Genomic DNA, 20,942 nt, shown 5'->3' on the forward strand with positions numbered 1-20,942 from the left:
CCGCTTTGGGCGCAAAAGCGAAATGGCTAATCTCAACTGACTTTATTCAACAGACCGGTTTGGATACGTCTGTTCTGCCACTGCCGCCAACCCATGACCAGTCCGATAAGCAGGATGATCGCGCAACCGGCCAGTATCCATCGGAACATGCTCTCCAGAGCCATTGCAAATGCGAGGTTGTCGACATTGCCAGTCTTCCAGAATACCCATTCGCTGGCAATTTCAGTTGCGAGCAGCGAACTGCCCGTTTCCAGGACCACAATACCGTCGCCAGTTGCTGGATCAAAACGGACAGCAGTATTGATGGCAGGTTCATTGTTCCCGTCATGACCAACGATGAAGCCGTCCCGATTATTAGGCGCGAACAGCATTACGCCCAATCCCCAGACATCGGCTCCCATCGATGTGGCGTGAGATGACGCCATTGCGGCCAGCGTCTCTTGTGACAACACCGATTGGGCACCGCCTGGTGATTGAACTGCAACAAATCTTGCCATGTCGGCCGGTGATGTAAACAGCGAAGTCGCGCCGAGGGCGGTATACCAGCGGAATGGCTCGGTCTTGCCGTTCGTGGTGAAGTTTTCCGCGAGTCCGAATGTGATCGCGTCGCTATGGTCGAATGTTGTTCGCGTCATGCCCAGCGGTTCGAATATGCGCTGTTTCATATGATCTGCGAATGACAGGCCTGAGACCTCCTCGATGACGAGTTGCAGGATGGTATAACCGCCACCGGAATATTTCCACTCCGCTCCCGGTTCAACGCCGACTTTGACGATACCGCTCTTGCCTGGTGAGGCATCTTCGGCGCGAGTGAGAGATGCTTCAAGCGTCTGCACGTCCTCGGGCGTATCGAACCCGTCATAGCCGAGCCTGTCATCGAGACCGGCGGTATGACTGAGCAGTCGGCCAATCGTGACGCCCGAATGATCAAAACCGCTGTCGGGTAAATTCCAGCGCTTCAGATATTTCGAAACGGGTGCATCGAGATCAACCAGACCATCCTCGACCAACACCATGATGCCCCAGGCCGTCAACCACTTGCCTAGTGAAGCGACCTGGTAAATCGAATTTTCATCGACAGGTTCGCCGGATGAGACTGAGAATTGGTCGATCACCTTTCCTTTTTCGATCAAAGCGAACCCTAGATTGCCGCGATGTTCGGCAGCGACTTTATCGCGAACGGGTTCAACAAAATCTTTGGAGGCTGCGGAATCCGTTATCGGTGTCTTCCACCATCCTTCGCTGGTGCCGATAAAGACAGTTCCCGTCCACAAGGCCATGGCCAGCACTGTGGCCAAAATAGTGATCAGAATTCTGGTCATTGGCGTTGTTCCTTTCGTTTTCAAATATACTTTGGGATGCGTTTTCAGACTTGGCCACTGGTGATCAGGGTTACCGCTGCAATGATGTAGAGACCGGCGGTCAATATGCTGCCGAGCGAGCGGAAATGATTGAGCCTGGTCCAAACCCGTCCATATTCTTGCCAATAAACGAGCGCCTCAGCGGTCCGGTGATCCAAGCTGTCGAGTTTATTGTTCATCGGCACATTGCCAAACATCGTCATCAGCAAGACTGACAGGACAAACACCGTAGGTGCCAATATCACCACCACCAAGGCTGGGCCCGAAAACACAAATACTGAATAGATGCCAAAAGCGATTGAAAAGACCGGAATGGTCATTATCCCGGCAACAAATTGGGTTTTGATGACGGTGCGATTAATCTGCTGCATCGCGTCCATTCCACCAGCCGGTTCCGCACGGAGCAGCCCCGACATGATGAATTCAGAAAAGGCAGAAAACACCCCGCCGACCACTGCGCTCCAAAGTGCCAGGAAAAGACAGAAATATAGGGGCCATTCGTAGGTCATGGTTCTAATACCTTTGGGTCGAATCATAAGGGATGCTTGTTTGAGGAATTTCCCGGTTGGTCAGAGACAGGTGGGCAGAACCCCCGTTCACGCTGCGGTTTTCCAGATCCCAGATGCGGCAATCTCTCGCGCATAATCAGCAAAATCCTTAGGTGGGCGGCCAAGCGCGCGTGCCACGCCATCGGTCAGATGGCCATTTCGTCCGTCGAGAATGGTCGAGAAGAGATAATCCAGTATCCAGACCACATCTTTCGGTGCGCCGGAATTGGCGATCTCTGAAATAAAAGCCTCATGCGGAATATCGATATAGTCGATCTGGCGTCCAGTAGCCTTGGACAGATCGGCGGCAACATCCGCCATGGTCATAAGCCTTGGCCCAGTAACCTCATAGATTTGCCCGCTATGACCCGCTTCAGTCAGTGCCGCAACAGCGACATCGGCAATATCATCAGCGTCGATATAGGGTTCAGGCGTGTCGCCTCCCGGCAGGGTGATCGCGCCGTCCAGCACCATGTCGATAAAGGCGCCCTCCGAGAAGTTCTGACTAAACCAGGCAGCCCTGATGACTGTCCATTCGATATCTGCTTCCTGCACTATGCGTTCACAGGCTTGCGCTTCCGGTTCCCCGCGACCCGACAAGAGCACAAGCCGCTTGATGCCATTCCGTTTAGCCTCGTTGACGAAAGCCTGGATTGCATCGGTCGCACCGGGCATGGCCAGATCAGGCACATAAGTGATATACGCGGCGGTCACATCTTTGAGGCAGGCCTCCCAGCTCGTTTCATTGCTCCAATCGAACGGTGGACGAGCCGAACGGGATCCGATCCGAACAGCATGACCTTTGTGTTTCAGGCGTTCAACAACCCGTCGGCCTGTTTTTCCCGTACCGCCCAGAACAAGGGTGATGTTTTCCTTTTGATTGTGGGCGTTCATTTACTTGCTCCTTAATTGGTTCGTGCAAGTCGATGAATAAGGAACGATTGATTTGGGCTCTTGCCCAATGATGCCAGTCTTTTGGCACTTCGCGCCAAAATGTCAGTTGGCAGCCACGCCCAAACGATATGAGCGCGGCGTCTGCCCGGCCCACCGCTTAAAGGCTCGCGTGAATCCGCTCTGCTCGGCGAAACCGGTCAAAAATGCAATCTCCGCAAGGCTGTAATCCGTATCTCGAAGCAGCTGCTGGGCGAGTTCCTGCCTGGCCAGATCAACGAGATTCTGAAAGGACTGCCCTCGATCTGATAGCCGTCTCTGCAGCGTTCGAGCGCTCATACCCAGCTTTGACGCGATGAGGGAAAGCGTCGGTACGCCTTCACTGAGCAACTGCGCCACCGCGAGCCGAACGCGTTTCTCCAAGCTGTTCACGTCTGCGAGACTTGCGAGTTCTTGCTCTAAATGGTGGTCAAAGAACTTCGCGATAGTTTCGTCGCCCAGCTTATTGGGAGCGGCCAGACTCTCTTCGCTAACCAGCAAAGCGTCGCGGCCCGATTCAAAGTGTACCGGACATCCAAAATGGGCGGCGTACTCCGCAGGGTCGCCTCTTAGGCTGTGTTTAAAGAAGACCGCTTGCGGGATGAAGGGGGCTGTGCTGACTTCCTGGCTGATGGCGACAACAGCTGAAAGACTTGCCTCATTAGAGAGCAGCATACCAAGATTGCCATCGCCCGCTTTCTGAAGACTGAAAAACACACCCTCTGCGCTCTGTTCAAGCGAGTAGGTCTCTGCGTTACCCAATACCCGGCCATAGCGCTCTGATCTAACATAAGAACCGTGCAGGTCCGGCGCGGATTTCCAAGCCAATCCAAAAGCGCCAAACTCATCACTGCGCATGGCGCCGCCGATGCGCAAGGGCAATTGAAAGCCGTTCGGGTCCCGCTCAGCCAATGCGGCGAAGAACTCATAATAGTCCGTTGACGATACCATCTGAGTGGGATCGATCGGGCCATCGGGCGCTAGCCCCAATCCTTCAACCAAGTCCCGCGTCTCAACTCCGTCGCTTGCCTGCCCGACGACCTTGTACACATATAGCGACGTAATCTGGCTCATAAGGCCGACTATACAATATCTTTCTAGTTAGCGGGAAGGACAATCTTGAACAGCAAAAAGCTAATCAATGCGATCCTAACGTCCGCAAACGGGATAAAGCGGCCACAAAAAAGGCCGGTGATGTTTCCATGACCGGCCTCCACTTTAGTTGTGCAACTAGTTTAGAAACCTTTGCGAACGGTCAGGCCAAATGTTCTGGGCTGGCCAACCCGGAAGGCGGTACGTGCGCGTCCACCCCGCTCCCGGTCAAAAGACAGCAGCGCGTTCTCATCAAACACATTCTTCACATAGACCGTTACATCCAGCAGATTGTCGAACTTCACGCCTGCGCTAAGATTGACCAGTTCATAAGACGGCAGTTTCAAATCGATGACCGTTGCCTCATTGCCGGTGGCTCCGCCAAAGGGCAGTCCCGATACAAAGGACCGCGGATTATCAACCTGATCACTGGGTTGCGTAAAGCGGTTACCGACATGCTGCGCTGATGCATTTACAAAAGCCTCGCCGCCACCAATGGGCCAGCTATAGGTCGCGTCACCGGAAATCTGGAATCTCGGCACTGAGGGAAGCCTGTTGCCATCTTCCACCCCGCCCAGAACATTGCCATCACCGTCGACAACCGTGGAATCAAATTCCGCTTCGAGTATGGAACCGGACAATCCGATGTCGAGTCCGGTCAGCACTTCTGCGGAGAGTTCCCATTCAAGACCAAGCGTATGGGCTTCCGGAACGTTGAAGGTAATCCGTGAAGAACAGGAGCCTGCATCCAATGTGACCTGCAGATCGCTGATATCGGTATAGAATGCTGCCGCGTTAAAGGTGATACCGCCGGTCTGCGCCTTGACCCCGACCTCATAGTTCCAAAGCGATTCATCGTCATAATCCTGGAAGGAACCGAATATCGCTGCGTCTTGAGGAGAACATAGAGGTATGTTCAGCGGATCATTTACGCCGCCAAGACGAAAGCCTTGCGAGGCCTGAGCATTTACCGAAATATCGTCGGTAATATCATAGTTGACCAACAGACGCGGCGTGAAACCATTGGACGATGTCACGTCAACGACGCCGCTGTCACCATTGGCAAACAAACCGCCAGTGGTGATCATCCGTGTTTCTTCAAAGTCATAATAGCGGCCACCAGCCGTTATGGTCAGACTGTCGGTGAGATCGAAACTGGCTTCTGCAAAAGCGGCAAATTGCTCGATGTCATAATCCAGATCCGAGTTGAACGGAGAGTCCGCGCCAAAACCGTTGGCCACAGCAGCCGATGTCCCGGCGCCCAATGTCGCGTCGGTAGCCGCATCATAACCGGGTGTTGGCAGGCGCTGACGATATTCACGCGTGACCGACGAATAAAATCCGCCGACAACCCATTGGAACCGACTTGCATTGTCGGACGCGAACCGGACCTCTTGGGAATATTGCGACAGATCGGTGGTGTCCCGTAGATTGGACGGCAGCAAAACCGCCGCATCAGGAAAACCAAGATCGATCGATACCGATCCGGTCAGCGCGCTTGCATCGCGGCTGACCAGAATTTCACGGTCTGTATAGCTGGTCACTGCCGTGAAGTTCACTGTCCCCAGATCCGCATTGAATGTCAGGTCGGCGATCATCGTCTGATCTTCAAAGGACTCGTCGAGCAACAAATATTGCTGCCGTTCGCCAAGCGCAATGTCAGGCCGCGTCGTGGTGAAAGGATTGGCAAATACGTTGAAGACTTCCTGACGGTTGAAGCCATCGGACTTGATTTCCTGATAAACTATCCGCGGCGTTATGGTCAGACCTTCAACCGGCTGCAATGTCAGTGCCACACGTCCGCCATAGCGCTCGCCGCTATTGACATCCTCTTCGGACGCTCCACCTTCACCCAAAGCCTCGATAAAACCACCAAATTGGGTGTAGTAGCCGACCGCTCGGAGAGCCAGTTTATCATCAATCAGCGGCACGTTGACTGCGCCTTTCAGACTATAACCGAGATCATCGCCGTCGACGAGGTTGATGTCCCCCTCTGCAACGGCTTCCAACTCGTTCAAATTAGGCTGGTTTGTGATGTAGCGAATGGTACCGCCAATCGAGCCAGAACCGAACAAAGTGCCCTGAGGCCCGCGCAATGTCTCCACGCGGTTGAGGTCGAACAGATCAAGATCTGGTGTAAATAACGACAATGAAATGACCGATTCATCAAGATAGACACCGACCTGTTCTTTCACGCCGGGCTGGTCGCGCACGATTTGTCCGGCGGACACACCGCGAATGGCAACCTGGCTCTGGCCGGGTCCAAGATTCTGTATGGAAAGACCCGCTACATTTCGAGAGATATCTTCCAGCGTGGTCGCACCGCTTTTCTGAATATCAGCAGCGGTCTGTGCATTGATTGAAAATGGTATGTCCTGAAGATTTGCATCGCGCTTCGTCGCCGTGACGATGATGATATTATCGTCCGTGGCTTCCGCTTCCGCGGCCTCTTGGGCTAGTGCCGGCTGCGCTGCCATTGCGAAAGACAATGCCGTTAGGCTTGCGAATTGTAGTCGTTTCATAGCTAGACCCTCTCCGTGATTGTTGACGTTGGCGATGACCTTTTTGGTCAAATGCACAACCAGAGCTTGTTTGCTCACAATCGCCTTAAAAAAGGATTTTACATTTTAGTGAAGGCTAAACTCTCGTTTTCACTAGCATTTTTGAGAGGGGAGGCATTTTTGTGACGAATTAGTCACATATCGGACCTATTCATCCGATCTGGACAAAAAAAGGCCGGGGTGTTTCCACCACCGGCCGTAAAGTTGTTGTTCTCAGGAGGAACAAGGTGAGGTGCCGGCCTCAAGTATTTTGGGAGGAGAGAGCCGGCACCAAGCTGTTTAACCTTTGGCAAATTCCGGATATGCTTCGACACCGACTTCCGCGATATCCATACCCAGTCGCTCGTCTTCCTCAGAAGGCCGAACACCAATGGTAAATTTCAAGATTGTCCAGACGATGGCACTGAGGACAAAGGTGAAGGCGCCAATAGCGACAACACCCAAGGCCTGCACACCGAGCTGCTGACCGACTGTCAGGGTCACACCGTCAACTTCCGACTGGGTATTCCAGGCAACAATCAACGTGCCCCAGATACCGGCCAGAAGATGGACGGGGATGGCACCGACAACATCATCGATTTTCAGTTTGTCAAGCAGTGGAACTGCGAACACTACGATCAGGCCGCCAACGCTACCGATAAGGATCGAAGCCGGAACCGACGGCGTCAGAGGTTCTGCCGTGATTGAAACCAATCCAGCCAGCGCGCCGTTAAGTGCCATGGTGACATCGATCTTCTTGTAGAGGATCTGCGTTAGGATGATCGCCGTAACGACACCGCCGGCAGCGGCCATATTGGTGTTCACGAAAATCTTGGAAACATCACTGACATCGCCAATCGTGCCCATGGCAAGCTGCGACGCACCGTTAAATCCAAACCAACCGAGCCACAGGATGAACGTACCCAATGTCGCAAGGGGAATGTTGGAACCCGGCATCACCGTGATCTTGCCATTCACATAACGTCCCAGGCGCGGCCCGATGATCAGGGCGCCAGCCAGAGCAGCCCAGCCGCCAACAGAGTGAACCAGGGTCGAACCGGCAAAGTCACTGAAACCGCGTTGATCGAGCCAACCTGTGCCCCACTCCCAGCTACCGGTGATAGGATAGATGAACCCGGTCAGGACGAGGACAAAAAGCATGAAGGGCCAGAACTTAACCCGTTCCGCGACCGTGCCCGAAACAATCGATGCGGTCGTGGCGCAGAAAACCATCTGGAAGAACCAGTCAGATGCCACGGAGTAACCCGTTTCAACATCTGCTTCGCCAACGGCTTGCATGCCATAAGGTCCGAATGTTCCGATCCAGCTTGTCACATCTGTATACATCAGATTGTACCCGGTGACCCAGAACATGATACCGGCGAGCGAATATAGACCGATATTTTTCAGGCACTGCATGGAGACATTTTTCGAGCGTACCAGCCCAGCCTCGAGCATCGCAAAACCAGCAGCCATCCACATGACCAGAAATCCGCCGATCAGGAACAGCAAAGTATTGAATATATAGGCGACATTGGCGCTCGGATCGGCGACTTCCGCCGCTTCCTGCGCCAATGCGGGTGACGCCATCGCCATGGCTACCAAGCCCGCAGACAAAGTTAGAATTTTTCTCATTATTAGACTTCCCTGTTTAAATCGCGGTATCGCCGGTTTCGCCGGTGCGAATACGGACAGCATCTTCCAGACCCATGACGAATATCTTTCCATCGCCAATCGATTCTGTGCCGGCCGTGTTCTGAATAGCTTCCACCGCCTGCGCGGCGAGCTCGCTACTGCATGCGATTTCCAGTTTTACTTTTGGAACCATGTTGGTGGTATATTCGGCGCCACGGTAGACTTCCGTCTGACCCTTTTGACGCCCGAAGCCTTTAACTTCGGACACGGTCATACCTGCAATGCCAACTTCGGTTAGCGCATCGCGGACATCATCCAGTTTAAATGGTTTAATTATGGCAATGATAAACTTCATTATGCCCCCTTATTTGTTACCGAGGGCTACATCGCAAAGGGCGTGCCAGAATCCCAAGTCACTGGAATCCCGCCAAAAAAGCGAAAATCAATCTTTGAACAAAGGGTAAATTTTGGGCAGGTCGATACAGTTGCCTAAAATTTAGGCAGAGTCTTTTGCCAATCGTTCCAATATGTTCGGAATCAGTGAAGCGGTCTCCCGGCGACCGATTTCAATCAACTCATCTGCCTTGGTGAAATTCTGCATATCGATGTGACCGACCAAAGGGGACAGAGCGAAATCAGGCGGATCGAGAGCGAGGGAATAGCGGCCCAGATTGCGGAGCGACAAGCCGATAGAAGCTTTCACAATCGCAATACTATTGGGATATTTGCCATCTTCCCGGCTGATCCCGGCCATTTCGGCGCGGTTGATAAAATCATCCTGGAGATTAACCGACAGGCACAGGGCATCGGGTGCCATTTCCCTGGCTGGAGAAACCGGCACCGGCAACGCGGCTCCGCCATCGACAAGCAACCGGCCATCATATTCCACCGGCTTGAAAATACCCGGCAAGGACATCGAAGCACGGATCGCGGGAACCAGCTTGCCGCTGTTCATGATGATCGTGTCACCGGTTCTCAGGTCAGCGGCGACTGCAGCGACCGGAATCGACAGATCGTCAAAGGTCAGGCTACCCAGCTGTTCCTCCAGCTCTTTCTCGATCGTCCGCGCGCCCATGACCGCTCCGCGTTTGAAATGCGGGTCCATGAAGCGGAGCAGCGTGCGGAAATTGGCGGTGCGGGCAGTTTCTTCGAGATAGTCTAGCTTACCAGCGGCAAAGCTTGCTCCTGTGATAGCGCCAATCGACGTGCCCGAGATCGCAGCGATTTCCAGCGGTGAATCCTCGATCGCCCGGAGCACCCCGATATGGGTCCATCCGAGACCAGCTCCGCCGCCCAAGGCAAGCGACAGTTTCATAGTGAAACGTCCTCCGCCAGCACCGCTTTCGCCTCGTCCAGATCTTCCTTGAGCACCATCACACGCGCGGGCAAGGCAATCCCCGCCCCCTCGACAATATTCACCCCGCTATCAAAGCAGACCGCCCCAATGCCCGCAGCTTCGAGCCGGCCGCGGATAATTTCGGCTTCATAACCATGCATATGGCGAGACAGTTCGACGAGACTCACTGCTAGCCATTTCCACTCAGATAGCGGTCAGTCGCACGGGTTGGCAGGCCGTCAATGCTCTGCACACGCTCCGCCGTCTTCTCCATCCATTTTTCGGGATCGGATTGGCGATGATATTTGACCAGAGTTTCGCGCTCTGATGTCAATTCCATCTGCGGTACGCCCCAGCCACAACTGGTTTGCACATTGTCCACCGCAATATCGAATATCTGGCGCGTGCCGGGCAATATCTCAAAATGAGCAGCCAGCTCGTCCCAGCCCTCATCCTGCGGCAAGACCGGCTTTCCGGTACCATAGAGCCGCATGATCAGCGCTGGATTGGCAAAATTGTTGAACATGATCGTAACCCGGCCATCTGCAATAAGATGCGCGTGCGTTTCGTTGCCGGAACCGGCAAGGTCCAGATAGGCCACGCGCTTCGGTCCGAGCACGCGAAAGACATCATAGCCTTTCGGCGACAAGTTGATCCGCGCATCCGGCGCTGCCGTCGCGACAAAAAATATCGGCTGCTTCGCGATAAAAGCCGTGTGATCATCGTTCAGTGCATCAAAAAATTCAGCCATGGTGCCATTTCCTATTCAGTAGAAAGGTCCTCCTAACAGAGATTTCCAGATCAGAACAGCAAACCAGTGGATCAAAATCACGGGCCATAATGATCGGGAGACAATACGGATATGTGATAATATGATGCCAAGGATCAAAGTGGCGACCCAGAATGTCGGGTGCAGAAACATATCCGCCCAGGGCGGCCCGATAGTCAGCGCCTGCAACGGGTGCCAGGCGACAAATAGCAGAGTCGATAGCCACGCCCCCCAGCGCGGCGTGAACTGTGTGAGCCACGAAAGCAGAACGCCGCGGAAGATAATTTCTTCAAGCAAGGCTGGAACAAAGAACAAAAAGGCCGCAGAAAGCAGTAAAACGGTAATATCCGTAACCGGACTCCACACCAGCCATTGTGCGAGAAATCCGATTAGAGCGATCACAGCCAAAGACGGAATGGCGAGGCGCGCGGCTGCGATCCATTTTTTGCCATCTGGCCATATCTTCAAGCCAGTCCAGGTTTGCCGAAATGCTATTTTCACAGCTTACCAGCCCGAACCTTGATCTATCGCCACTTGCTCCTCGGCGCGGGTTTCGCGACCTAGCACGTCGTTGCGATGGGGAAAGCGACCAAATTTGACGATTACATCACGATGTGCCTTCGCAAATTTGATATTATTCTCAATCCCCAGAGCGGTAAACAGACCCAGTGAACGGGTCTGGTCCTCCAGATCCTCGCTATGCATGAAAGGCATATAGACAAACATCCGCTGATCGTCTGTCAGCTGATGGTCATATTCCCGGTCGACGGCTTTACTTGCAATTTGCAGCGCCAAATGATCGGTAGCAAAGGCCTCCGCCGTATCGCGAAACATATTGCGCGGAAATTGGTCGAACAGGATGATCGCAGCCAAAGCCATATCCGGTGAGGCCAGAAAGTCGTCTGCAACCTTCGTCCTTTGCTCTTCCCAAAGCTCTTGAAAGCGCTCGGTAATGGGCTCGTCAATTGTATCACCGGAGCCGAACCAGTCATCTGGGCTTAACTCCTCGAACCAGTAATGGATAATCTGGCCTGACCAATTGTCAGGCATCAAGCGGCAGTGCCCCCAACGGTTAGTCCATCGACCAGCAGGGTTGGCTGTCCAACACCGGCGGGCACAGATTGGCCGCCCTTGCCGCACACACCGATGCCTTCGTCCAGCGCCATGTCATTGCCGATACCCGTCACTTTGGTTAGCGCCGTCGGCCCGTCGCCAATCAGAGTCGCGCCCTTGATCGGCGCGCCTAGCTTGCCGTTCTCGATCTTGTAAGCCTCGGTGCAGGAAAAGACGAACTTGCCGGAGACAATATCCACCTGCCCGCCGCCAAAGCTCTTAGCGTAGATACCGTTCTTGACGCGGCCCATCAATTCATCAGGATCATCCTTGCCACCGCGCATAAACGTGTTGGTCATCCGCGGCATCGGTGCATGGGCATAGCTTTCACGGCGACCATTTCCGGTCGCGGGAACGCCCATCAGGCGCGCATTGAGCCGATCCTGCATATAGCATTTCAATATGCCGTCCTCGATCAGGACATTTTCCTGCGTTGGTGTACCTTCGTCATCAATGCTCAGCGATCCGCGCCGCTCGTTGATTGAGCCATCGTCCACAACTGTGACGCCCGGTGCAGCAACCCGCTCGCCGATCCGGCCGGAAAAGGCGCTTGTGCCCTTGCGATTGAAGTCGCCTTCAAGGCCGTGACCTATGGCTTCATGCAAAATGATTCCAGGCCAGCCGGGGCCAAGCAGGACAGTCTGTTCACCAGCAGGAGCATCAACACTTTCAAGATTGATCAACGCCTGGTTCAATGCCTCATCCACTGCCCGGTTCCAGCGCGCTTCCTCAAACAGCTGGTCGTAGAGATAACGCCCACCCATGCCAAAGCTGCCGGTTTCGCGGCGACCATTTTGTTCCGCCACTATCGAGACATTCAGCCGGACCAGAGGTCGCACATCGGTTGCAACAAACCCGTCGGGACGGACGATCTCGACCACGCTCCAGCTGCCGGAAAGACCCACAGAAACCTGCGCCACGCGCGGATCTCGAGCGCGAGCTGCAGCGTCAATCTCTTGACACAGGGCAACTTTTTTCGCGAACGGGATGGCTTCGAGCGGATTGGCTTCGCCGTAAAGATGCTGGTTTGATCCGCGAGGCGGCGGGGCCGGATCACCCTTTGCCGGATCTAACAGCTCCAATGTCTGCGCCGCACGCTTGATTGCCGCTTCGCTAATCTCGTTACTATGTGAGAAACCGGTCATCTCGCCAGACACACCGCGCAAGCCGAAGCCGCTATCGGTGCTGTAGTCGGCGGTTTTCAGGCGGCCATCATCAAAACCGAAGCTCTCGACCGCACTATATTGCAGATAAAGCTCACCGTCATCACAGGCGGAAAGGCTTCCCGATACAAGAGCCTTAGCCCGTTCCGGATCCAATCCGTCGGGGCGATACAGAAACGAGCGAGGGTCCAAATTTTTCATCATTCCGTTTATATAGAAACGAAATCGGGGCAGCGCACCCCCTTAAGTCAGATTATTCGCTTGAAGACGCCTCGGCGGTGACATCAGCCGGTCCGCCAATGAGGATGAAACGGCGATCACAATAGCCGCAATCGACATAACCTTTTTCATCAATTTCCAGCCAAACGCGAGGATGGCCTAGCGCAGCGCCACCCGGAATATCGGATGCACCATCACAGGCATTGCGTTTTTTCGCTGTTCTTACGGTTTCAGGTATGTCGTTCATGACGCCGAATTAGCAACAGTGTCTGGTCAGCGCAATATATTACGCACCGATATTATACGGGTCATTCCAGCCAATATGATTAGAGATAGTCAACCGTCATCGTAAACGTGCCTGTATAGGCACCGGCCTCTTGATCAGCACCGACATTGAGCCGCCCGCCAACGGTCAGCTGATAGATACCAAGCGTCCCCAGAAGACCGCGCACAAAGGTGCTGAAGTTCCTGTTACCATTGCCTATCGCCATCTGGTCGATATTCATATTGTCGGTGCCGTTGGTGTGCGTCACCGTCATGGTTCCGGGAATGGATATTTCAACAATCTGGTTCGGTCCACCGTAGATGATGAAATTGGCGCGGCTCGATGCTCCAGAGGCCAGCGTAACACCGCCCGTGCTTGTCCGGTTGCCGTTACGGGTGTCAATAAAGACCGTGCCCGAAGCCGGCGAAGGAACAATATTCCCGAATTCCAAGTCTGCGATATTCACAACCGAAAGCGGACCAATGGTCACAGCTCTGGCGTCAGCATCAGCAGTTTGCGCAAATGCGGCCGGCGCGCTTGTCATTCCTATAAGCAGGATCAACAGGCAGCCGATCAGCCGCGATATAATCTGGTCTCTGGTCTTCATCATTCACTCACTACCCACAAAAATCTAAACAACAGCTATGCTTCATGGTTAATCCCCATTAACCGGTCCGCTAAACCCTACATTTACTGATAATCAATCGTTACGTTAAACACCCCGCGATACGTTCCGCTCACCTGATTGGCACCGATCCGCAATTGACCGCCAATCTGATAATCCGCCTCTCCACTGGCATCGAGAGACCGGTTGCGCGGCCCATCGAACCGAAACCGGTTCACTCTCATTGTCTCGGTGCCGCCATCACGGACAATATCTATACGATTTTCCGCCACAGTGATCCGGACGGTGGTCAGGGGCGTCCCGAAAGCTGTGAAGGAGGCCACCGTTGGCGCGCCACCAATGGATGTGGCATTGCCATTGCGCTGGTCAAGCGCGCCGGTTGCCGGATTCATCCGAAATACTGACCGGACCGTGCCCGCAATAAAATCTCCAAAATGCAGATCGGAATTTTTGACCATATTGACGCCCTGGTTGACGACAACGGTCGCATCACCGCTGGCAGACTGTGCCTGCACAGGTTGTGCTAGGCCAATGCATGCCAGCGCAGGCAGCATAAGTGCTGCGCGCGCAAATACGGGCTTAAACGCCCGTTTCTGGTCCCTAACTTGTTCCACATTGCCATCTCTAACCGCAAGACCACAAAGATATGTTTAATATCATGCCTAATATTACGTTAAACGCTGTCACATTCTGTATCATAAGCTGTGCAAAGCCTTTGATTGTGGGACACAAGATGGTTATGCGGTTGCCATGACCGAAGCTGCTATATCCATCGACCATCTTTCCAAAACTTATGCCGACGGCAAAAAAGCGCTGAATGACGTGACTTTTGACGTAAAACGTGGCGAGATTTTCGGGCTTCTGGGTCCCAATGGTGCCGGCAAATCTACCCTGATCAATATATTATCCGGTATGGTTAGCAAAACCAGCGGTTCTGCCAATATCTGGGGCTTTGACATTGATGCTGACCACCGCAATGCCAAGGCATCTATCGGTATCGTGCCACAGGAAATCATGTTTGACCCGTTTTTTACGCCAGCAGAATCGCTGGAGGTGGTCGCTGGTCTCTACGGGATCAAGAAATCGCAACGCCGAACCATGGAACTGCTCCGCGCCGTCCATCTGGAAGACAAGGCCGATGCCTATTCGCGGACATTATCCGGCGGCATGAAGCGCCGGTTGCTGGTCGCCAAAGCCATGGTCCATTCACCGCCTATCCTGGTATTGGATGAGCCGACCGCAGGTGTGGACATCGAATTGCGTCAACAGCTATGGGAATATGTCGAGCAGCTCAACAAATCAGGGGTTACTATCGTCCTGACAACCCATTATCTGGAAGAAGCAGAAAATCTCTGCGACCGGATTGCGATCATCAATCATGGTAAGCTGATTGCTCTGAAAACCACTCCGGAGTTGGTCGACATGGCACGCGAAAAGCTCGTCGAACTCACCTTGGACCGGGATATCTCGGAAGAATCCGATGCAGTAACCTTTGCCGATGATCTTTTCCTGAAAGCCGACATTGTCAGCCCGCGGACCATTGCCGTGACCTATAACAAGGATCACACCAATGCTGGCGGGGTCATGGAGGCGATACAGAAACGCGGTTACCAGATTGTCGATGTCACGACACGCGAAGCGGACCTGGAAGACGTGTTCCTGAATTTGACCCGCAAAGCCGCGTGAGCCACTTCGATGTCATCATCGTCGGTTCCGGCGCAGCGGGACTGAGTGCTGCAATCACTTTGGCGCGCACGCACAAGGTGCTGGTCCTCGCCAAAGGTGATCTCGCGGGCGGTTCGACAGCCTGGGCGCAGGGCGGCATTGCCGCTGTCCTTGATGCCGGTGACACGTTCGAAAATCATATTGACGATACCATGGTTGCTGGCGCCGGACTCAATCGGCGGGAAACCGTTGAATTTGTTGTCGAAAATGCACCTGCAGCGATTGAACGGCTGGAAGAGATGGGCGTGCCGTTCAACAAGGAAGCGGAAGTCCTCCACCTCACCCGTGAAGGTGGTCATAGCCACCGCCGGATCGTCCATGTCGACGATGCAACCGGTTGGGCGGTTCAGGAAGCACTACAGAAAACCGCAGCGGCTCATCCCAATATCACGCTGCAGCCGCATATGGTGGCGATTGATCTGATCGCTGACCGGCATGCCGAGACACCGACAGGCGCAAAAAATGTCTGGGGCGTCTATGCGCTTAACAACGCCACCGGACGAGTGGAAACGCTGACGTCGCGGGCCACGATTATGGCGAGCGGCGGCGCGGGCCGGACCTATCTCTTCTCGACTGCTCCGCGCGGCGCCACCGGAGACGGTATTGCCATGGCCTGGCGCGCCGGCGCGCGGGTTTCCAATATGGAAATGATGCAGTTCCATCCGACCTGCCTGTATAATCTCGAAGTCAAAAATTTTCTAATTACCGAGGCGGTCCGCGGCGAAGGCGGTCATCTGAAATTGCCACCCCACAAGAACGGCAATGTGGATGAAGGCGGCGAGCGGTTCATGGACCGGTTTGATCCCAAACGCATGGAACTGGCTCCGCGCGATATTGTTGCCCGCGCCAATGACCATGAGATTAAACGGCTCGGCCTGGATTATGTCCATCTGGATATCTCGCACCGCGATCCGGAATTTGTGAAGCATCATTTTCCGAATATTTATGACAAGCTTATCGGGCTGGGCATTGATATGACCAAGGAGCCAATACCGGTTGTGCCGGCGCAGCATTATACCTGCGGCGGGATATTGATCGATTTGCATGGCCGCACTGATCTGCCGGGCCTGTATGCCGCCGGTGAGGCCAGTGAGAGCGGCCTGCACGGTGCCAACCGCCTCGCCTCGAACAGCCTGCTCGAATGTTTCGTATTTGGTGATGCCGCCGCCCGGGATATCGCGACACACTGGGATGACATGCCAGAACCGCCTGCGATCCGGCCATGGGACGAAAGCCGCGTTACCGACAGCGATGAAGAGGTTGTGATCAAGCAGACCTGGACCGAGATCCGCCGCTTCATGTGGAATTATGTCGGCATCGTCCGCACCACCAAACGCCTCGAGCGCGCCCAGCACCGCATTGATCTGCTGCGCGGAGAGGTTGAGGAATATTATGGGCATTTCCGCGTCACCCAGGATCTGATCGAGTTGCGCAACCTGATCGAGGTTGCTGATCTGATCGTGAAATCCGCCCTCGCGCGCAAGGAAAGCCGGGGCCTACACTATATTACCGACTATCCTGAGCTTTTGCCGGACGCAGTGGACACGGTCCTCGACCCTTCAGTCGCCGCATAAGGCCCAAGGCACCGACAACCAAATTTCTATTTTGCTGCTATCTGCCTGACATCTAACCTGTTAAATGCCTGACATGCAGGGCAGTAATTTTCTCTTCACCGCCGTTTCTTGTCTGTTCTTCATGGGACTTGTGGCGTGGATCAGCTGGATCAAGACGCGGGGCAGCGTTGACAGCAAGGATGGATATTTCCTCGCCGGTCGCGGACTGAGCAGCGTCTTCATTGCCGGATCCCTGCTATTGACCAACCTGTCGGCAGAACAGCTCATCGGGCTCAATGGTTCTGCATATGGCTATAATCTGTCCAGCATGGCGTGGGAAGTTACAGCCGCTGTTGCCACCATCGCCATGGCTCTCATCTTTCTGCCACGCTATCTCGCCGGTGCCTTCTCAACCTTGCCCGAATTTCTCAATGACCGGTTTGATGGCACCGTGCGCAGAATGTCGGTGATATTGTTCATGCTCGGCTATGGACTGGTTACGATACCTTCGGTGCTCTATTCCGGATCAATAGCCGTGATGCAGTTATTTGATGTGCCCGAACTGATCGGTCTCGACTATTTCCCATCGCTGGTCGCAACCGTGGTGGCGATCGGGTTGATCGGTTCGGTCTATGCAGTCTTTGGCGGCCTGAGAGCGGTTGCGATATCGGATACGATCAACGGTATCGGGTTGCTGATCATTGGCATATTGGTTCCGGTCCTTGGCCTGGTGGCGCTGGGTGGCGGTGATTTCAGCATCGGCCTCGACAAGCTGATCAACGACCATCCGCAGAAATTGAACGCGATTGGCGGTGCGGATGATCCCACACCCTTCGGCACCCTGTTTACCGGGATGCTGTTCGCAAATTTATTCTACTGGTGCACCAATCAATATGTCATCCAGCGGACCCTTGGCGCAGCGTCCTTGGCTGAAGGCCAGAAAGGCGTTCTTTTTTCCGGGTTCTTCAAGATTCTGGTGCCGTTCATGATGATGATCCCGGGCGTCATTGCCTTTCATCTTTATGGCCCTGGTCTCGGTTCGATAGACCAAGCCTATCCACGTCTGATCAGCGACGTTTTACCCGTCTATATGGCCGGGTTTTTCCTGGCGGTCTTGTTGGGCGCCGTGTTCAGTTCATTCAACTCGCTGCTAAACAGCGCGGCAACATTATTCTGCCTCGATGTCTATGCGCCTTATCGCAAAGGGAAAGCCAGTGACGCAGAGCTGGTGCGCGTGGCAAAAATCGCCAGCATCGTCATCGCGCTGTTCTCCTTCATAGTCGCGCCAATGCTCTATTTCGCTGAGCAGGGACTATGGCAGGTGATACGGGTGTTCACCGGATTTTATAATATCCCGACTGTCGTCATCGTAATCATGGGCCTATTCACTCGGCGGGTTCCGGCACTGGGCGCAAAGCTAGTGATCCTATTTCATGTAACCGCCTATGCATTGCTGCGTTTCGTCTTCGATGATGTGATCACACTGCATTTCTTGCATCAATATGCGATCCTATTCGCAATTGAGGTCATGATCATGCTGGCCGTCGGTTTCTGGAAACCGCGCGAAGATCCTTGGCAGTTTTCTCGCAATGAGAAGGTTGACCTTACACCGTGGCGGTTTGCCAAACCCCTCGCGATCACATTATTTTCCGGTGTGGTGGCGCTGTATATTCTCTTTTCACCCATCGGATTAGCATCAAACAGCGCTTTCGACGCCATATTCTATGGCCTGTTCGTGATCTTGATTGGCGCGAATATTGCGGTCTGGATTTGGGGTTGGAGGCAGAACCGAGTCTTGGCCGCTATTTGATAAGCGAGGCCAGCACCCGGCGCTTGCCTTCAAAGGGCCGGCGACCATGCATGACCGCAAAATTATCAATCAACGCCACATCACCCGGTTGCCAATTGAGATCAAAGCTCAATTCATCTGCCAGTCTGATCCCGCTTGCCATATGATCCGGTGTAATCGGCGTACCATCGCCAAAGCTGATGGATTTGGAGGCATCATTGCGACTGTCAGACCAACCCCGATAGGCGGCAATCAGCTGATTGAAAAACACGCGCCGGCCATCATCCAGTTGACGAACGGCCTTGAGAACAGGCGTAGTCGCTCGCAAGCTTTGATCTTCGCCCCATGTCCATTCATATCCGAGAGCCTGCAATCTTGCTTCTGCCCCGGCTTTGTCTTCGCAATTCAATGTACTGCGCCAACTACGCCCCTGTCCGGATCCCGCATCGTTTTCCAATGGCATCGTGCTGGAATAGCGCACGCCTTTTTCTGCAAAAGCGTCAACAATCTCGGGCTCTTCCGTCGCCAGCTTCTCCAGCAGGATATCGGACCGGCATAACGGTGTCGCGCCGCCTTTATCAGCTGCAATCTGGCAATAGAAAAACAGTTTTGACGGGTAGATTGGCGTCTGCGCCATTTCGTGGTGGAGATAGATGCTGGTCTCTGGCGGCGCTTCATTGGCCGTAAAGACCCGCGGAGTCACGTTTATCCGGACTGCGTTTGATAGCGATTCCTTATAGGCGAAATTGTCATCGCCATAAGCTCCAACGGCTGCGTCGAAACCTTCTGGTGAAGCAACTTCAAATCCGCGAAACAAGACGGCACCAGCATTTTTCAATAGCTGATCGACCTCGGCTCTGTTGCTCTTCAGATAGACGGCCAAGTCACCGTCGGATTCAACAAGTGCCGGAAAGTCATGACCATACCAATGTTGCTGTTTCAAAATCGCACCTCAGTTGCAAATTGGATCAAAGAGAATTTTCCTAAACTGGTCGAATCGATGACGGTTTCAGAGCCAATGGGTGGCACGGTTTGCATATCGATCACAGCATTGTTTTTACATCGAGACTGACCGGCTGGCCCGTTTCGATCGATTGATGAGCAGCGGCACCCATTTGAACAGACCGCAATCCATCAAAACTCGTGACTGCGGGTGCCCCGCCTTCGACCAGGGCGCAATGGAAATGACTGATCTGGTAGAAGCTAGCACCGTGATGATCACCGGCTTCCATCGCGGCTTTTGGCGTTTCGACAAATTCGGTCAGTGTGCCCGTCTTGCTGCGCGGAGACCATGTTATCTCTGCTGCCGGTATTTTTACCTCAAGCTTGCCGGTGCCGCCCAGCGCATAGATTTCTTCCTGTTGCTCCGCTCCTTCGGCAAACATACACAGATCGAGTGTCGCCCGAGCACCGGCAGCAAAATCCACAATGACATAGGCATTGTCCAATATGTCAGATTTTTCGCCGTCATAAACCTCGTCGAGATGATTTACGTCCTGTCCTCCGCTGGCATAGATCTGCACCGGCTCATCCTGCAAAATATGGCACATCAGATCGAAAAAATGGCAGCATTTTTCCACCAAGGTGCCACCCGTATTGACGCTAAACCGGTTCCAGTCCCCCACCTTGGTCAGAAACGGGAAACGGTGTTCTCTTATGGAAAGCATTTTTACAGGGCCAGTTTCACCGCTATGTACACGCTCCACAAAACGGGTGACCGGGGGCATGTAGCGATATTCCAGTCCAACCCAGAATAAAGGCGCATAATCGCCTTGCAGGGCATGCAGTTTTTGCGCATCGCTGACGGTCGTGCACATCGGTTTTTCTAGCAAGATCGCAACATCATGGGCCATTACCTGCTGCGCGATATCGAAATGTGTATGATTGGGTGCCGCGATGATCACTGCATCGGGCTTTTGCGCCGTCATCATCTCTTCAGCTTGCGCATAGCAGGTGATTGACTGGTTCAGCGCACCAGCAAGCGCCAGGGCAGATTCTTGGGAAGGTGCATGCGGATCAGCAATGGCGACCAATTCCGCACCGTCGACCAATGCAATGTTACGCATATGTTCACGGCCCATCATGCCACATCCAATAATCGCGTATTTTCGTGTTTCTTGCATGATCAGGCTATTGCCAGTGCCGGTGCAAAAAACAAGCTATGTTTGAGGTGCCCGCAGTCGACTGACAAGTCTTAGTCAGCGGGGCGCGGTATCCGCTTGCCCTTGGTTCGACTGGTTAAATGAAACTGCCGGCACCGGTCACACAGATAGGGTCTG

General features: G+C 53.9%; 21 protein-coding genes. 3 read left to right on the forward strand and 18 right to left on the reverse strand.

The window, feature by feature from the left end; all coding sequences use genetic code 11:
* Positions 1–32: 32 nt before the first annotated feature.
* The 16 genes from DG177_RS07310 to DG177_RS07385 form a co-directional block, all read right to left on the reverse strand.
* Positions 33–1,322, reverse strand: a complete 1,290-nt coding sequence (locus DG177_RS07310; RefSeq protein WP_108810884.1) for a serine hydrolase — start codon at positions 1,320–1,322, stop codon at positions 33–35.
* Positions 1,323–1,366: 44 nt separating this feature from the next.
* Complete coding sequence (locus tag DG177_RS07315; RefSeq protein WP_337658611.1) at positions 1,367–1,870, reverse strand: anthrone oxygenase family protein; 504 nt, start codon at positions 1,868–1,870, stop codon at positions 1,367–1,369.
* 87 nt (positions 1,871–1,957) lie between these two features.
* Entirely contained in the window at positions 1,958–2,803 is an 846-nt protein-coding gene (locus DG177_RS07320; protein ID WP_108810886.1) for an NAD(P)H-binding protein, read from the reverse strand.
* 102 nt (positions 2,804–2,905) lie between these two features.
* Positions 2,906–3,913, reverse strand: a complete 1,008-nt coding sequence (locus DG177_RS07325; RefSeq protein WP_108810887.1) for an AraC family transcriptional regulator ligand-binding domain-containing protein — start codon at positions 3,911–3,913, stop codon at positions 2,906–2,908.
* 161 nt (positions 3,914–4,074) lie between these two features.
* Entirely contained in the window at positions 4,075–6,408 is a 2,334-nt protein-coding gene (locus DG177_RS07330) for a TonB-dependent receptor domain-containing protein (RefSeq protein ID WP_108812842.1), read from the reverse strand.
* Between the two features lie 363 nt (positions 6,409–6,771).
* Entirely contained in the window at positions 6,772–8,106 is a 1,335-nt protein-coding gene (locus DG177_RS07335; protein ID WP_108810888.1) for an ammonium transporter, read from the reverse strand.
* Positions 8,107–8,122: 16 nt separating this feature from the next.
* On the reverse strand, positions 8,123–8,461 hold the full coding sequence (locus tag DG177_RS07340; protein ID WP_108810889.1) for a P-II family nitrogen regulator: 339 nt from the start codon (positions 8,459–8,461) through the stop codon (positions 8,123–8,125).
* A 141-nt stretch (positions 8,462–8,602) separates the two neighbouring features.
* On the reverse strand, positions 8,603–9,421 hold the full coding sequence (locus DG177_RS07345; RefSeq protein ID WP_108810890.1) for a patatin-like phospholipase family protein: 819 nt from the start codon (positions 9,419–9,421) through the stop codon (positions 8,603–8,605).
* Entirely contained in the window at positions 9,418–9,630 is a 213-nt protein-coding gene (locus DG177_RS07350) for a putative signal transducing protein (RefSeq protein WP_108810891.1), read from the reverse strand. Before DG177_RS07350 ends, DG177_RS07345 begins: the two co-directional genes overlap by 4 nt.
* A 2-nt stretch (positions 9,631–9,632) precedes the next feature.
* Positions 9,633–10,193, reverse strand: coding sequence for a pyridoxamine 5'-phosphate oxidase family protein (locus DG177_RS07355; protein ID WP_108810892.1), 561 nt, complete (start codon positions 10,191–10,193; stop codon positions 9,633–9,635).
* A 15-nt stretch (positions 10,194–10,208) separates the two neighbouring features.
* Positions 10,209–10,679 carry a CPBP family glutamic-type intramembrane protease gene (locus DG177_RS07360; RefSeq protein WP_337658613.1) on the reverse strand — a complete coding sequence of 157 codons (471 nt, stop codon included), beginning with the start codon at positions 10,677–10,679 and terminating at the stop codon, positions 10,209–10,211.
* Between the two features lie 36 nt (positions 10,680–10,715).
* Positions 10,716–11,261 carry a DUF924 family protein gene (locus DG177_RS07365; protein ID WP_108810894.1) on the reverse strand — a complete coding sequence of 182 codons (546 nt, stop codon included), beginning with the start codon at positions 11,259–11,261 and terminating at the stop codon, positions 10,716–10,718.
* A complete protein-coding gene (gene tldD, locus DG177_RS07370; RefSeq protein ID WP_108810895.1) occupies positions 11,261–12,691 on the reverse strand; it encodes a metalloprotease TldD in 1,431 nt (476 codons plus the stop codon). The genes DG177_RS07365 and tldD overlap by 1 nt, the downstream gene beginning before the upstream one ends.
* Before the next feature lie 49 nt (positions 12,692–12,740).
* A complete protein-coding gene (locus DG177_RS07375) occupies positions 12,741–12,953 on the reverse strand; it encodes a zinc-finger domain-containing protein (RefSeq protein WP_108810896.1) in 213 nt (70 codons plus the stop codon).
* 79 nt (positions 12,954–13,032) lie between these two features.
* Entirely contained in the window at positions 13,033–13,581 is a 549-nt protein-coding gene (locus DG177_RS07380; protein ID WP_108810897.1) for a DUF4402 domain-containing protein, read from the reverse strand.
* A gap of 80 nt (positions 13,582–13,661) precedes the next feature.
* Entirely contained in the window at positions 13,662–14,210 is a 549-nt protein-coding gene (locus DG177_RS07385) for a DUF4402 domain-containing protein (protein WP_337658614.1), read from the reverse strand.
* Between the two features lie 136 nt (positions 14,211–14,346).
* On the opposite strand from DG177_RS07385, the gene DG177_RS07390 reads away from it, so the two are divergent.
* The 3 genes from DG177_RS07390 to DG177_RS07400 all read left to right on the forward strand — a co-directional run bounded on the left by DG177_RS07390 (position 14,347) and on the right by DG177_RS07400 (position 18,684).
* A complete protein-coding gene (locus DG177_RS07390) occupies positions 14,347–15,282 on the forward strand; it encodes an ATP-binding cassette domain-containing protein (RefSeq protein WP_108810899.1) in 936 nt (311 codons plus the stop codon).
* Positions 15,279–16,895 carry an L-aspartate oxidase gene (gene nadB, locus DG177_RS07395; RefSeq protein WP_108810900.1) on the forward strand — a complete coding sequence of 539 codons (1,617 nt, stop codon included), beginning with the start codon at positions 15,279–15,281 and terminating at the stop codon, positions 16,893–16,895. The genes DG177_RS07390 and nadB overlap by 4 nt, the downstream gene beginning before the upstream one ends.
* A 64-nt stretch (positions 16,896–16,959) precedes the next feature.
* On the forward strand, positions 16,960–18,684 hold the full coding sequence (locus tag DG177_RS07400; protein WP_337658615.1) for a solute:sodium symporter family transporter: 1,725 nt from the start codon (positions 16,960–16,962) through the stop codon (positions 18,682–18,684).
* Here the strand turns inward: DG177_RS07400 and DG177_RS07405 are convergent.
* Together DG177_RS07405 and DG177_RS07410 are read right to left on the reverse strand one after the other, a co-directional pair.
* Positions 18,677–19,606, reverse strand: coding sequence for a TauD/TfdA family dioxygenase (locus tag DG177_RS07405; RefSeq protein WP_337658616.1), 930 nt, complete (start codon positions 19,604–19,606; stop codon positions 18,677–18,679). The two genes, DG177_RS07400 and DG177_RS07405, sit on opposite strands and share 8 nt — an antisense overlap.
* Before the next feature lie 100 nt (positions 19,607–19,706).
* Complete coding sequence (locus DG177_RS07410) at positions 19,707–20,786, reverse strand: Gfo/Idh/MocA family oxidoreductase (RefSeq protein ID WP_108810902.1); 1,080 nt, start codon at positions 20,784–20,786, stop codon at positions 19,707–19,709.
* Positions 20,787–20,942 lie beyond the last annotated feature (156 nt).

The sequence above is a fragment of the Sphingorhabdus sp. Alg231-15 genome, assembly GCF_900149705.1.
Lineage (GTDB): Bacteria > Pseudomonadota > Alphaproteobacteria > Sphingomonadales > Sphingomonadaceae > Parasphingorhabdus.

Bases quoted from the DNA above. Each gene is read 5' to 3' on its own strand.
- DG177_RS07310 (WP_108810884.1), bottom strand. From the start codon at position 1,322: ATGACCAGAATTCTGATCACTATTTTGGCCACAGTGCTGGCCATGGCC.
- DG177_RS07315 (WP_337658611.1), bottom strand. From the start codon at position 1,870: ATGACCTACGAATGGCCCCTATATTTCTGTCTTTTCCTGGCACTTTGG.
- DG177_RS07320 (WP_108810886.1), bottom strand. From the start codon at position 2,803: ATGAACGCCCACAATCAAAAGGAAAACATCACCCTTGTTCTGGGCGGT.
- DG177_RS07325 (WP_108810887.1), bottom strand. From the start codon at position 3,913: ATGAGCCAGATTACGTCGCTATATGTGTACAAGGTCGTCGGGCAGGCA.
- DG177_RS07330 (WP_108812842.1), bottom strand. From the start codon at position 6,408: ATGGCAGCGCAGCCGGCACTAGCCCAAGAGGCCGCGGAAGCGGAAGCC.
- DG177_RS07335 (WP_108810888.1), bottom strand. From the start codon at position 8,106: ATGAGAAAAATTCTAACTTTGTCTGCGGGCTTGGTAGCCATGGCGATG.
- DG177_RS07340 (WP_108810889.1), bottom strand. From the start codon at position 8,461: ATGAAGTTTATCATTGCCATAATTAAACCATTTAAACTGGATGATGTC.
- DG177_RS07345 (WP_108810890.1), bottom strand. From the start codon at position 9,421: ATGAAACTGTCGCTTGCCTTGGGCGGCGGAGCTGGTCTCGGATGGACC.
- DG177_RS07355 (WP_108810892.1), bottom strand. From the start codon at position 10,193: ATGGCTGAATTTTTTGATGCACTGAACGATGATCACACGGCTTTTATC.
- DG177_RS07365 (WP_108810894.1), bottom strand. From the start codon at position 11,261: ATGCCTGACAATTGGTCAGGCCAGATTATCCATTACTGGTTCGAGGAG.
- tldD (WP_108810895.1), bottom strand. From the start codon at position 12,691: ATGATGAAAAATTTGGACCCTCGCTCGTTTCTGTATCGCCCCGACGGA.
- DG177_RS07375 (WP_108810896.1), bottom strand. From the start codon at position 12,953: ATGAACGACATACCTGAAACCGTAAGAACAGCGAAAAAACGCAATGCC.
- DG177_RS07380 (WP_108810897.1), bottom strand. From the start codon at position 13,581: ATGATGAAGACCAGAGACCAGATTATATCGCGGCTGATCGGCTGCCTG.
- DG177_RS07390 (WP_108810899.1), top strand. From the start codon at position 14,347: ATGACCGAAGCTGCTATATCCATCGACCATCTTTCCAAAACTTATGCC.
- DG177_RS07400 (WP_337658615.1), top strand. From the start codon at position 16,960: ATGCCTGACATGCAGGGCAGTAATTTTCTCTTCACCGCCGTTTCTTGT.
- DG177_RS07410 (WP_108810902.1), bottom strand. From the start codon at position 20,786: ATGCAAGAAACACGAAAATACGCGATTATTGGATGTGGCATGATGGGC.